General features: G+C 69.8%; 11 protein-coding genes. 6 read left to right on the top strand and 5 right to left on the bottom strand.

The features are described 5' to 3' along the window. Window positions 1–22 precede the first annotated feature (22 nt). Complete coding sequence (locus WMF11_RS06970) at window positions 23–976, top strand: serine/threonine-protein kinase (protein WP_437550329.1); 954 nt, start codon at window positions 23–25, stop codon at window positions 974–976. A gap of 128 nt (window positions 977–1,104) precedes the next feature. Here the strand turns inward: WMF11_RS06970 and WMF11_RS06965 are convergent, their stop codons facing one another. Further along, a complete protein-coding gene (locus WMF11_RS06965; RefSeq protein WP_437976877.1) occupies window positions 1,105–2,016 on the bottom strand; it encodes a LysR family transcriptional regulator in 912 nt (303 codons plus the stop codon). A gap of 57 nt (window positions 2,017–2,073) precedes the next feature. Here WMF11_RS06965 and WMF11_RS06960 point away from each other — a divergent pair, with 57 nt between their 5' ends. Further along, the gene (locus tag WMF11_RS06960; protein ID WP_437976876.1) at window positions 2,074–3,081 is read left to right on the top strand and encodes an aldo/keto reductase; all 1,008 of its coding nucleotides are present in this window, start codon (window positions 2,074–2,076) and stop codon (window positions 3,079–3,081) included. Window positions 3,082–3,152: 71 nt separating this feature from the next. Next, window positions 3,153–3,815 (top strand): glutathione S-transferase family protein, encoded by a 663-nt coding sequence (locus WMF11_RS06955; RefSeq protein ID WP_437550324.1) that lies wholly within the window; start codon window positions 3,153–3,155, stop codon window positions 3,813–3,815. 36 nt (window positions 3,816–3,851) lie between these two features. Here WMF11_RS06955 and WMF11_RS06950 read toward each other — a convergent pair whose 3' ends face one another. Beyond that, window positions 3,852–4,229: a response regulator gene (locus tag WMF11_RS06950; protein ID WP_437907650.1), complete on the bottom strand. Its 378-nt coding sequence runs from the start codon at window positions 4,227–4,229 to the stop codon at window positions 3,852–3,854. Next, window positions 4,213–6,231, bottom strand: a complete 2,019-nt coding sequence (locus tag WMF11_RS06945) for a sensor histidine kinase (RefSeq protein WP_437976875.1) — start codon at window positions 6,229–6,231, stop codon at window positions 4,213–4,215. Before WMF11_RS06945 ends, WMF11_RS06950 begins: the two co-directional genes overlap by 17 nt. Window positions 6,232–7,000: 769 nt before the next feature. On the opposite strand from WMF11_RS06945, the gene WMF11_RS06940 reads away from it, so the two are divergent. The 3 genes from WMF11_RS06940 to WMF11_RS06930 are packed head-to-tail and all read left to right on the top strand — an operon-like array spanning window position 7,001 to window position 9,679. Beyond that, on the top strand, window positions 7,001–7,654 hold the full coding sequence (locus WMF11_RS06940; protein WP_437976874.1) for a hypothetical protein: 654 nt from the start codon (window positions 7,001–7,003) through the stop codon (window positions 7,652–7,654). Between the two features lie 26 nt (window positions 7,655–7,680). Further along, entirely contained in the window at window positions 7,681–9,192 is a 1,512-nt protein-coding gene (locus tag WMF11_RS06935; RefSeq protein WP_437976873.1) for a hypothetical protein, read from the top strand. A gap of 1 nt (window position 9,193) precedes the next feature. After that, window positions 9,194–9,679 carry a hypothetical protein gene (locus WMF11_RS06930; protein WP_437550315.1) on the top strand — a complete coding sequence of 162 codons (486 nt, stop codon included), beginning with the start codon at window positions 9,194–9,196 and terminating at the stop codon, window positions 9,677–9,679. Between the two features lie 10 nt (window positions 9,680–9,689). Here WMF11_RS06930 and WMF11_RS06925 read toward each other — a convergent pair whose 3' ends face one another. Next, window positions 9,690–10,763: a hypothetical protein gene (locus tag WMF11_RS06925; RefSeq protein ID WP_437907645.1), complete on the bottom strand. Its 1,074-nt coding sequence runs from the start codon at window positions 10,761–10,763 to the stop codon at window positions 9,690–9,692. 230 nt (window positions 10,764–10,993) lie between these two features. Then, window positions 10,994–12,415 carry a multicopper oxidase family protein gene (locus WMF11_RS06920; RefSeq protein WP_437976872.1) on the bottom strand — a complete coding sequence of 474 codons (1,422 nt, stop codon included), beginning with the start codon at window positions 12,413–12,415 and terminating at the stop codon, window positions 10,994–10,996. Window positions 12,416–12,472: the final 57 nt, after the last annotated feature.

Genomic DNA, 12,472 nt, shown 5'->3' with positions numbered 1-12,472 from the left:
CCGCCGGTGGTAGCATCTCCCCATGGCGACCGAAGAGGAGCTGGCGGAGCAGCGCGTCGGCACGTGGATCGGCCCCTGGGCGGTGGAGAGCGTCCTCGGGGTCGGCGGCATGGCGAGCGTCTTCTTTTGCCGCCGGGCTGACGGGTGCGTGGCGGCGGTCAAGCTCCTGCACGCCGAGCTCGCCGAGATCGAGGCGGTGCGAAAGCGGTTCTTGCGCGAGGGGCCGATCGGGAGCGCGCTGGCCGCCGTGGCGCCGCTCTGCGAGGGGCTCCCCCAGGTGCTGGAGGCCGCGGCCACGGCTGACGGCCTTGTCTACATGGCCATGGAGGTGCTCGAGGGAGAGACCGTGTTCGACCGCATGGCCCGGCACGGGACGCTCCCTGTCGGTCAGGTGATCGCGCTCGGCGAGCGGGTCCTCGACGTGCTGATCGTGGCGCACGAGCACGGCGTCGTTCACCGCGATCTCAAGCCCGAGAACCTCCATATCGGCAACGACGGGCGCGTGAGGGTGCTCGATTTCGGCCTCGCGCGCGTCCTCGACCCGCTGCTCGAGGACGTCGCCGGGGTGCCCGAGATGACGAAGACCGCGACGGGCGTGTCGATCGGCACCGACGATTACATGGCGCCCGAGCAGGCCCTCGGCCTCATCCGCGAGATCGACGGCCGGACGGACCTCTTCGGCCTCGGAGCGACGATGTTCCGGCTGCTCGCGGGCCGCACGATCCACGGCAACCTCGAGGACGCGCGCCTGCTCATCGCGGTCGCCACGGAGAAGGCGCCGCCCCTCGCGATGCACGCCCCCACGGCGCCGCCCGGCCTGTGCGCCGTTGTCGACCGCGCCCTCGCCTTCCTCAAGCAGGAGCGTTATCCCGACGCGAGGACGATGCGCGCCGATCTCGCCGCCGTGCGCGCCGGCCGCGAGCCGCCCTATGCGACGGCCGTTGCGCGGCAGCCGCGCGGGGCGACGGGCGCGTAAAGACCAGGGGCAGACCGCGCTCCAGGTGGAGCCAGAAGGCCGGACGAAAGATCGATGATCTTCGTGCCTTCATGGAACTCTCTCCGGGCCGACGGGCGCTGACGGGCGCTGACGGGCCGGCAGGCCGGTCATCCCTTGCTCAGCTGCCGCGCGATCTGGACGATCTTCTCCCGAGCGAACTTGCACGCTTCGTCGTCGTCCGTGGCGGCGGGCCAGAGCAGCTCCATGTACCCGGGCTGGACCTCGAACGGCAGGGGCTTGGTCCGAAGGTGCGGCCTGACGGCGCGGATGTCGTCGGCGACGATCTCGGGCACGGTCGCCAGCATCGCTGTGCCGTCGATCAGCGCGCCCAGGTTGGAGAAGCTCGCGACGGAGCACCGGATCCTCCGCGTCTTGCCGAGCAGGTCCTCCACGAAGCCGCGCAGGTCCCCGTTGTACGAGACGATGACGTGATCGTGCGCGAAGTACTGGGCCTCCGTCAGCTTGCGCAGGCGCGCGTGGCGCGGGTCGTACAGGCAGGTGAAGCCGGTCTTCAAGAGCCGCTGGCGGCGGACGTTCGAAGGGAGATCGTCGGCGACCGTGATCGCCGCGTCGACGCCGCCGGCGAGCGCGGCGCCCACGGTGCGGAACTGCACGGGGACGGCGACGACGCGCACGCGCGGCGCCTCGCGCTCCAGCGCGCGCAAGAGCGGCGGGAGCAGCCACACCTCGGCCGTGTCGGAGAGCCCGAGGCGGAGGGTGCGCTCGCACGTCTTCGGGTCGAAGGTCGGCGGCGCCAGCGCGGCGTCGATCAGGGCGCCGAGGTGCGGCTTCAGCGACGCGCGCAGCCGTTCGCCGCGGCTCGTCAGCGCGACCCCGCGCCCGCTCCGCACGAAGAGCGGCGCGCCGATCGTCGCGGTCAGGCGCCGGAGCGCGGCGCTCACCGCCGGCTGCGTCAGGTACAGCCGGCTCGCCGCCTCCGTGACGCTGCCCGCCTCGGCGACGACGGCGAAGACGCGGAGCAGGTTCAGGTCGAGGTTTCTCCCATAAACGTCAGGCATGTCGAGAATACATCGTATTCATTGGAGCAATGAAACGCGAGCGCCTAGGGTGACGGCATGACGACGACGAACACCACCAAGCTCGGCAAAACTGGCCCCTTTGTCTCTCCCCTCGCTCTCGGCTGCATGAGCATGGCCGGCGGCAGCCCGTACGGCGAGAGCGACGAGGCGGAGAGCATCGCGACCATCCACGCGGCGCTCGATCGGGGCGTGAGCCTCCTCGACACCGGCGACTTCTACGGCATGGGCAAGAACGAGATGCTCGTCGGCCGGGCCATCAAGGACCGGCGCGACAAGGCCGTGCTCAGCGTGAAATACGGCGGCCTGCGCGCGCCCGACGGCACCTTCCTCGGCTTCGACGCCCGTCCGACGGCGACGAAGAGCTTCCTCGCCCATAGCCTGTCGCGCCTCGGCGTCGACTACATCGACGTCTACCGGCCCGCGCGCCTGGACCCGGCGGTCCCGATCGAGGACACGATCGGCGCCATCGCCGACATGGTGAAGGCGGGCTATGTCCGCCACATCGCCCTCTCCGAGGTGGGCGCGGAGACGATCCGCCGCGCCGCGAAGGTGCACCCGATCGTGGACCTCCAGATCGAGTACGCGGTCGTGAGCCGAGGCCCCGAGGCGACGATCTTCCCCGCGCTCGCCGAGCTCGGCGTCGCGGTCACCGCGTACGGCGTGCTCTCGCGCAGCCTGCTGGCCGGGAGCAAGCCGGCCGGCGCGGGCGACATGCGGGCCCACCTGCCGCGCTTCTCGGGTGAGAACGCCCGGAAGAACCAGGCCCTCGTCGACGCCTTCGTCCGCCTCGCCCAGCAGCGCGGCGTCACCCCCGCGCAGCTCGCGATCGCCTGGGTCCGCGCCAAGGGCGCCGCGCAGGGCGTCACGGTGATCCCGACGATGGGCGCGCGCACGCGGAAGCAGCTCGAGGACGCCCTCGCCGGCCTCGAGATCGCGCTGGCGCCCTCCGACCTCGCCGAGCTCGAGGCCGCCGTCCCTGCGGAGGAGATCGCCGGCGCCCGCTACCCCGCGCCCATGATGGCGATGCTCGACAGCGAGAGGTGACCTCAGGGCGGCCTCATCGTCGATGCATCGAGGAATTGACCGGGTTGGCGGAGAGGAAGAAGAAAGGATCTATGAAACTGTACTTCAGCCGAAACTTGAATCCACGGGTCGCCGTCGCCGTGGCGCGCCACCTCGATGCCCCCGTGGACTACGTCCACGCGGCTCCTCTCGACCCGTCACAGCAGGAGAAGTTCCGAGCGCTGAACCCGAACCTGCGCGTGCCCATCCTGGTCGAGGGGGACCAGTCGCTCTGGGAGACGGACGCGATCGCGTGCCGCCTCTCGCAGCTCACGGGCTCGGACTTCTGGCGCACGGGCGCCGCGCAACCGGAGATGATCCGCTGGTTGAGCTGGGGCACGCACAACTTCGTCGCCGCGTGCGACAAGGTCCACTTCGAGCGGGTGACGAAGCAGCGCTACGGGCTCGGTCCCATCCGCGACGACCTCGTGGCGGAGGGGCTCTCGGGGTTTGCCGAGGCGGCGGCGCTGCTCGAACAGGTGCTGAGCGGCAGGGACTGGCTCGTCGGGAGCGCGGTTTCGTATGCAGACTTCCGGATGGCATCGGTGCTTCCGTTCGCGGATCTCGCCGGCCTGCCGCTCTCGGACTACCCGCGCGTCGCGGCCTGGCACGCGCGCCTGTGGCAGCTCGACGCCTGGCGCGATCCGTTCGCGGGGCTCGATGCCCCGGAGCTCCCGGAGGTTCCGCGCTTCGATGCCACCGGTCGGCGAGGGTGAATGTCTCGAGCGCCGAACGAGCTCCCCGACGCGAGCTCATCGTGTCTTCGCGACCACGGCGAGAAGGGTGTCGAGATCGATCGGCTTCTTGAGCAGCGCACACACGTCCAGGGTGGCTGCCTTGGCTTCCAGAGCGTCGACGCCCGACAGGATCGCCACCGGGATGTCCGCCAGCGCGGGCTCCCGTCGTTTGAGCGCGAGAAACTCCCAGCCATTGATCTCCGGCATCATGAGGTCGAGCAGGATGATGCTCGGGCGGAGGCCGCTGCGGAGCAGCTCCAGCGCCACCGCGCCGTTCTCCGCGCAGACGACCTCGTAGCCGCATGCCTGCAGGAGCTCCTCCACGACGGCGCGAAATCCGCTGTCGTCGTCGACGACCAAGACACCGTCGTGAGAATCATGCTGCAGGCTCATCGGGACCTCCAGCCGGCGGAGACACCTCGGTCGGCAGAGCGTCGCGGCGCCGGTGCAGGGGGAGCTCCACGATGAAGGCAGCGCCCGCGCCGAGCTCGCTCTCGACCCGGATCGAGCCATCATGGCCGTCCACGATCTGGCGGCTGATGTACAGCCCCAGGCCGAGACCGCCGTAGTGCTGCGCCGAGACGCCTCGCTCGAAGCGTTCGAAGATGTACGGCGCGCAGCTCGCGTCGATCCCGATGCCGCGATCGGCGACGACCAGCCTGGCCACCTCCCCCTCGGCCGCGACGCTGATCTCGATCGGGCTGCCCCTTCCATACTTGATGGCGTTCAGCACCAGGTTCGTCACCACCTGCTCCAGACGGGCCCTGTCCCACACACCCACAACGGGAGCGTCTGCCCGCCAGCTCACCGTACTTCCTGCCTGCTTCAGCTCCACGTCGAAGTGCTCCACGACCTCCTGCGAGAGCGCCCGGAGATCGACGTCTCCCAGCTTCAGCTCGAGCTTGCCAGCCTGGATCCGAGCCACGTTGAGCAGATCTTCGATGAGCCTCACGAGCCGCTGGCACTGCCGCTCGGCCATCCGGGCCAGCTTCGTCGCGCCGGCGGGGAGCGTCGTCGCCTCGCGCATCAAGCCTTGCACGGCGAGCTTCAGGCCCGCGATGGGGGTATAGAGCTCATGGGAGGCGATCGACAGGAAGTCGTCGCGCATCCGCACCGCCGCTTCGGCGGCGGTCCGAGCCCTCTGCTCGCGCTCCAGGACCAGGGCGCGCTCCGCCTCGATCCTCTTGCGCTCCGTGATGTCCGTGGAGATGCCGCCCACCGCGTACGGGACGCCGGCGACGTCGCGCAGAGGGAACTTGATGGTGATATAGGTGTGCGCGCCGTCGTCCTCGGGCACCACCTCTTCGTCCTTCAGCGCCGTCCCGGCGAGGAGCGCCCGCCGGTCGAAAGCGCGGAGCGCCTCGGCGTGCTCCCGAGAGAACACGTCATCGTCCCTCTTGCCCACGATGGCCTCGCGAGCGACGCCGAACAGCTCCTCGAAGCGGCGGTTGACGAGGAGGTAGCGCCCCTCGATGTCCTTGACGGAGACGATGGCCGTCGAGCTGTCGATGATGGCGCGCAGGAGCTCCTGGCTCGTGCGCAACGCCTCCTCCGCGCACCTGCACTCCTCCGCGACCTTCCGCAACGCCGCCTCCGTCCGCTCGTGCTCACCGATCTTCCGCCTGAGCTGGGCGTTGGCGTGGCGCAGGTCGGCGGTGCGCTCGGCGACCTGCTGCTCCAGCCGCTCTTTCGCCCGGGCCTCTTCTGTCAGGCGAGCATCGAGGGCGAAGATGGACTTCAAGTCCATCTCGATCACGTCGCGACACTGCTCCATGAGCGCCTGGTAGGCCTTGCTGTAATGGTTCGCGTGGTCATCCAGCACGCAGATCGTCCCGAAGATATCCCCCGTGGGCCAGGAGATCGGGAAGCCGAGATAGGATATCAACCCGAGCTCGATGTCCGGATTCGACTTCCACTGATCGTCTTTCAGGGCGTCAGGGATCAGCAGCGGCGTTCGGGTCTTCATCACGCTCTCGCAGTAGAGGCCGGAGCCGAGGCGCGCTCGCTCGTTGGGCGCGAAAGGGTTCCCCTTCGACTCGCTGGAGACGCAGACGACCATCTCCGGCGGCTCGATTTTCATGATCAGAGCGGCCGGGACGCGCAGGATCTCCGCGAGGAGATCGGTCATCTCCTGCCACTTGCGAGCGATGTCCGTCGGGATGTCGGTCGCGACCGTGCTCGACTGGGCTCCTCGGCCGCTCCCCGGCGGAGGGCTCTTCGTCCCGAGCTCGTCCGTACGTTGCTCCGGCGGGCAGCCCGAGGCGGCCTTGTGCGGCCCGAAACCCGCCCGCTCGGCGCGCTCAGCGCGCTCCGCGGGCTCGCCCGGCCCCGGGTGGCGGGCGTGCTCGACGATGAGCGCGCCTGGCTCCGTGTGATCGTCGGGTCCGGTACGCATGCTCCCTCACGATGAGGAATCGTGCGAAGGCCCATCAGGTTGTCAAGCAATCCACAATGACGCTCACCGACCCCCGAGCGATCCGGCAGCGTACGCGCCCCGGACCGGGTGACGTCACGCCGGCCGGCCCGGGGCGAGCGCGGCGGCTCCCGGGTGTCCGGATGGTGAAAACACGGCGAAGCCGGCGGATCGCCTCCTGGGCCTCGGCGAACAGCCGGGCGTCGTCGAGCGCGACGCCGGACAAGGAGTATCGTCGGACGCTGGGCGCACCGCCGCTCCACGTGTAACACAACCGCTCACGCCGGCGCCGAGGCTGTCCCGCTCGACGCCCGTGAGAGGCCGCCCGGATCCGCGGAGCGCAGCGCGAGCTCGGGTCGCGCTGCGCTGGGCCGCCCTCCGAGGTGCGCAGATTGGCCTTCCACTGGCTGCAGATCGCTGTAGCATTGCCCATGTGCGGGCGGTTCGGGGCATGGCCGCAGTGGAAGGGACGCTGGGACCTGGGCAGACCAGCCACGATGGCAGGTGCCGGGCTGCCCTCCGGTGGGCTCGACAACAGAGAGCATCACTCCTCTTGCAAACTCTGCGTTCGAATGTTGTGCAACGAACCCAACAACAAGGAATGAGCGTGATGTCTGCGAGACTGCTGCATGGACCTCCCCCCTCCGCGTCACGCCGATGGGGTCGAGTCTTTCTGATGGCCAATGCCGTTGCTTTTTCGTTCCTTGGTTGCGTCTACGACAGCGAACAGCCCTGTGGACCTGGCCAGACCGTGAGATCCGTGTCGGAGTACTCGGAGGTCTGCGTCTGCGCCGAGGGTTATGCTGCAACGACGGCGGGCTGCGTGCGCTGCGGCGAGAACGAGGAGATCGAGCCGAGTGGCTGCGTCTGCAAAGCCGGATATGGCCGCGCCGACGCCGCGGCGTCCTGCACGGCGTGTGGCGAGAATGAGGTGACCGGAGCGACAGGGGCGTGCGAATGCGCGACCGGGTTCAGCAGGGCGTCCGCCGGGGCGCCATGCACGGCGACCCCGGCCGGCCTGGCTGCGGCGTGCGACACCGCGACGACGCCTTGCCCCGAAGCAGAGTACAGCTACTGTCACGCCACCTCGGGGACCAGCGGCTACTGCACCAGCCAGGGGTGCGAGGGCCCTGCCGACTGCGCGGGTGGAACCATGTGCGACCTCACGGTCACCCCGTCCTACTGTCGCCGGCCGCCCATCGGCGCGGGGAAGCCCTGCACCGGCGACGCAGATTGCGCAGGGACCGAGGCCACGTACTGCAATATCCAGCTGACGCAAAAGTGTCAGGTTCAAGGCTGCACGCTCTCGCCGAACAATTGCTTCACCGGCACCGTGTGCTGCGACTTTACCGCCTACGGAGTCGAGCAATACCAGTGCGTCGCGGAAGGGAGCTGTCCCAATTGAGAACGCGATCCGTTGCACCCCGCGGCGTGCCCGTTCACCTTGCCTTCGCCGTCTCCTCCGCGCTGTCGCTCGGGTCGTCGTTCGCGGCGGCACAAGCAGCTCCGACGCCTGCGGAGGCCACGGGTCCGGCGGCCCCCTCCGGACCGGCTCCGGCACCGGACGGCTCGGGCGCCGTTCAATCTCCGGAGCCGGCGCCTCCGGCTCAACCTGCCGCGAGCGCAGAGCCGGGCGCAGCAAACACACCTTCGCCGGCGGCCAGCCCGGCTTCGAGCGCCGCGGCGCCTCCACAGGCAGGGGCTGCCGGCCCGGTCGACGCGGGCGCTGCGCCGGGAGTCGACGGAGAATCGGTCGCTCAAGCGCTGGCCGGCGAGGAGGTCGCGGAGGAGCTCACCTCCGGAGAGACCAAGCTCAGCGTCTACGGCTTCGCTGATTTCACCTTCGCCGCGCTGCTCAGCGACAAGAAGACGTCCGGGGCCTTGACCGGAGTGGGCCCGAACCCGACGTTCTACGTCGGCAATCTCAACGTCTACCTCGACTCCAACCTGGGCAAGAAGCTCCGCTCCTTGATCGAGCTCCGCTTCACTTACCTGCCGGACGGGGCGATCGTGACCGACCCGGCGACGTTCCAGAGCGCCCGTATCGGCGCCGCCTTTCCAGACTACACCGACTTCAATCGGCCGAAGAAGGTGGGCGGGGTGATCATCGAGCGCGCGTGGCTCGAATACGCCGCCCATCCTCTCTTCAACGTCCGGCTCGGACAGTGGCTTACCCCGTATGGGATCTGGAACGTGGACCACGGGACACCCGTCATCCTGAGCGCCACGCGCCCCTATATCGTCGGCTCCGAGTGGCTGCCCCAGCGACAAACCGGCATCGAAGCCTATGGAAGTCATGGCATCAATGACACGCAGGTAGGGTACCACCTTACGCTGTCGAACGGCCGTGGCCCGGTCGACAGCTACATGGACCTGGACAACAACAAGGCGGTTGGCTGGCGCCTCTGGCTACGGCAAGACACTCCGTTCGGCAACGTCGCCGTCGGCACATCGGGCTACAAGGGCCGCTACACCGACGCCGGGCAGGTCACGACGCTGGAGGACGGCGCGTTCGTTACCAGCTTCCCGGTCACCGCGAGGTACGACGAGCTCGGCCTGGCCGCAGATCTCAAGTACACCTGGGGCGGCTTCCTGTTCCAGACCGAGTACATCATGCACGATGTACGCTACGACGACGACCACCGGCCTCCTGGCATTACGCCAGGGACATGGACCCCTGACAACCGTGGCTGGGGCTTCTACTTTCAAACGGGTTATCGATTGCCCTGGTACGGCATCATGCCCTGGTTCGGCTTCGAATACGACCGCGCGGGCAAATCCAGCTTCGTGTACGAGGCGTGCGATATCGTCGGGGGCTTGAACATACGCCCCACGGAGAACGTCGTGCTGAAGGTCGTGGGCGTGCATGTATGGATGCCCTACCTGAAAGAGAAGAGCATCGATCTGGATCAATTCATCACGCAGGCCGCGTGGAGTTTCTAGCATGATCGCACGAAGAACCCTCTTGACGTCGTGCGCGTTGGTGTTCGCGGCGGTGGTCACGGCAGCGCCGGAGGAGACGTACGGCGCGGGAGACCTGGGACCTCTGGCGATCGTCGTTTCGAAGAGCTTCCCCGCGGAGGGGATCTCGTTTGGAGATCTGAAGCGCGCGTACATGGGCAACCAGGTCATGGTGAACGGGAAGCTGCTGGTGCCCGTCACCTATCCCAGGGCTGCTCCGGAGCGCATCGATTTCGACGAGGCGGTCCTCGGCATGTCACCCGAAGAGGTGGGTCTCTACTGGATCGATCGCAAGATCCGTGGCCAATCCGGTCCGCCGAAGAGCGTGTCGAACGCGGCCACGGTCGTCTGGATCGTGGGCAGGGTGGACGGGGCGATCGGGTTCGTTCGCGCGTCTGCGGCGGGGAATGACGTCAAGGTGCTTCGCGTCGACGGCAAGCTGCCGCGCGATCCGGGGTATCGTCTCTAGCGCAGGGATTTCATCCCGCCTCGCCGGCCCCCCTCTCGGCCTCTCCCATTCGCCCCTCGTCCTCAGGCGACGCCTCCCACGGCCGCGTGACCTGCGCGGGCCGCACCAGCGGCACCCACGGCCTCGGCCCTGCCGCCGCCATGCGCCCCTCCTCGGCCGCGATCTCCATCAGGCTCTCGCGGCTGATGCTCACCAGCTCGAGGCGCACCGCCTCCGGCATCGATCCCACCCGCGCCGGCTCCGGCATCTCCACCCCGATCGCCGCCGCGTCCCCCTCCCCCGCCGACGCCGACGCCGCGCCGACGCGGATCTCGGGCGCCGACGGCCACGCCCCGCCGAGCTCTCGCCCGATGGCGTCGAGGCTCTCGCGCCCGAGCGCCGCCTCGCCGATGCGGATGTCCGGCAGCGACCCGGCCGGCCGCGCCGGCGCCCCGGGCGACGCCGGCGCCTCGCGCAGCGCGACCGGGCGCGCCAGCGACCGCGGCGGCCCCCCGTTGGCGAGGAGGGCCAGCCCCGCGACCGCGCTCCGCTTGCGGGCCGGCGGCGACGGCGGCGGCGGGCGCCTGGAGGCCGGGGCCGGCGCCTCGCAGACGACCGCGGCCCCGCAGATGGCCGGCGGCACCTCGCGCACCTCACCGACCGGGCGGCGCGCCGAGGCAGGCACCGCCTCCCCCCGCGGCCGCGACCGGGTGCGCCGCGGCGCGCTCCGGATCGGCTGCTGCGCCGCCGGGGTCCCCTCGTCGATGGCACGCAGGCCGCGCTCGATCGCAGACGCCACGTCCCGCCGGTCGGCCCACGTGGGCATCACCACGCAGAGGATCGCCTCGGCGGCCACGCCGAAGTACACGTCGACGGGCGCCGCGCCCCCGTACGGCACCAGATCCTCGCGCCGCAGCTCGACGCACCCGAGCCGCCCTCGCTCCCCGAGGCTCAGCGCCGCCTCGACGATCTGGCTGCGGCCCTCCCTGGGCATGTCGCGCGGCACGCGTTTGGTGATGACCCGCCCCCGCCGGGTGATCACGAACGCGAAGTCCGCCCCCGCAGCCACGTAGGTTCGGTCCGAGATCGCATCGAGATCTACCACGCTCGCATCCTACCCGATCCAGGGCGTCCCCGTCTCGGGATCATGCGTGTCCGCGCGTCGCAGCCCGCTCCCACCGCGGCGGAGGTGCTGTGTTGTGCGAGATACCGACAGAGCCCCTGTTTTTCTACAGCGCTGGTATCAACCCGACCCGCGCACCGCTCACCCCGCGCGTCCTGCTCCGCGCGCTTCGCCGCCTTCGCCCGCCGCCGCGCTCACCGCTCTCATCGCGCTCATCGCAAGACTTGCAGCATCCCCATCATGCCCGCGTCGGCGTGATCGAGGATGTGGCAGTGGAACATCCACATGCCAGGCCGGTTGTCGTAACGCACCGCGAAGCGCGCCGCGCCGTCGACAGGCACGTTCACCGTGTCCTTCCACGCGAGCGGCCTCACCGGCTGGCCATCGGCGCCGAGCACCTGGAAGAAGAAGCCGTGCAGGTGGAACGGGTGATCGAACTCCATCGTGTTCTCGACGGTCCACACCGCGGTCTCACCCACCGCCGCCACGAGCGGCTCCGCCTCCCAGGAGGGCACGCCGTTGATGCCCATCACGAGGTCGCCCTGGCCCTCCTCCCGCGTCAGCTGCAGATCGACGCGCCTCGCCGTCGCCGTGTCGAGCGCCTCGATGCCCCGCGCGATCGCGGGGAGCGGATCCTCCTCGGCCAGGGGCTCGTCCGCGAGGCGCAGCCGGAACGCCTCGACCTCGGGCCTCCCGAAGGTCGCGCCGTAGCCGCGATCGTAGGGCACCCAGCGCACCGAGAGCGTCGCGCCCGGCGCCCCGCGCGGCGTCACGAGCACGTCGGCGCGCTCTCCGGGGGTGAGCAGGATCCTGTCCTCCTCGACCGGATGCTCGAGGAGCCCGCCGTCGCCGCCGATGCGGGTGAAGCGGTGATCCGTGATCAGCAGCTGGTAATAACGGGACTTGGCCGCGTTGACGATGCGCCATCGCTGCCTGAGCCCGGCGCGCGCCCCGATCACCGGGTTGACGCGCCCGTTGACGAGCAGGAGGTCGCCCTCGCGCCCGAACAGCGTGCCGAGGTTGCCGCCCGCCTCCGGGTCCTCGAGCGAGCCGTCGTCGCGCAGGCTGACGTCGCTGAGCACGAGCACGAGCTCGTCGCCGAGCGCCGCGGGCTCGTCCGGATCCTCGACCAGCAGCGGGCCGTAGAGGCCATTGCCCGCCTGCACCGCGGAGTCGACGTGCGGGTGGTACCAGTAGAGCCCCGCGTCCGGCACCACGAAGTCGTACGTGAAGCCTCCGCCCGGCGGCGTCTCGGGCTGGCTGTGCCCCGGCGCGCCATCCATCTCCGCCGGCAGACGCACGCCGTGCCAGTGGACCGTCGTGGGCGCCGGCAGCTCGTTGCGGAGGTGCACGATCACGCGATCGCCCACCCTGGCGCGCAGCAGCGGGCCGGGGAGCCCGCCGTTGTAGGTCCACGTCGGCGTCTTCTTGCCGGCCACGATCTCCACGTCCTCGACCCGCGCCGTCAGATCGACCTCGAGCACCCCCGGGCTCGCGTCGAGATCGCGCGCCGGTCGCAGCGCCACCGCGCTGTTCCACCCCTCGGGCTGCGACGGACGCTCGCCCGCACACCCGATCGCGGCGACGGCGAGCCAGAGGCTCGCGACAGGACCAGCAGAACGCCCGCACAGCATATCGCTGGGACGGATCTTACCACCAACCGGCGGAGAACCCGCGTGATATCGCGGGCT

This window comes from Sorangium sp. So ce295 (assembly GCF_051527405.1).
Classification (GTDB): domain Bacteria; phylum Myxococcota_A; class Polyangia; order Polyangiales; family Polyangiaceae; genus Sorangium; species Sorangium cellulosum_B.
Note: the sequence above shows the minus strand (reverse complement) of the source record. Positions and strands in the feature narration are given on the sequence as shown.

Coding starts and splice junctions, on each gene's coding strand:
- WMF11_RS06970 (WP_437550329.1), top strand. CDS start 23: ATGGCGACCGAAGAGGAGCTGGCGGAGCAGCGCGTCGGCACGTGGATC.
- WMF11_RS06965 (WP_437976877.1), bottom strand. CDS start 2,016: ATGCCTGACGTTTATGGGAGAAACCTCGACCTGAACCTGCTCCGCGTC.
- WMF11_RS06960 (WP_437976876.1), top strand. CDS start 2,074: ATGACGACGACGAACACCACCAAGCTCGGCAAAACTGGCCCCTTTGTC.
- WMF11_RS06955 (WP_437550324.1), top strand. CDS start 3,153: ATGAAACTGTACTTCAGCCGAAACTTGAATCCACGGGTCGCCGTCGCC.
- WMF11_RS06950 (WP_437907650.1), bottom strand. CDS start 4,229: ATGAGCCTGCAGCATGATTCTCACGACGGTGTCTTGGTCGTCGACGAC.
- WMF11_RS06945 (WP_437976875.1), bottom strand. CDS start 6,231: ATGCGTACCGGACCCGACGATCACACGGAGCCAGGCGCGCTCATCGTC.
- WMF11_RS06930 (WP_437550315.1), top strand. CDS start 9,194: ATGATCGCACGAAGAACCCTCTTGACGTCGTGCGCGTTGGTGTTCGCG.
- WMF11_RS06920 (WP_437976872.1), bottom strand. CDS start 12,415: ATGCTGTGCGGGCGTTCTGCTGGTCCTGTCGCGAGCCTCTGGCTCGCC.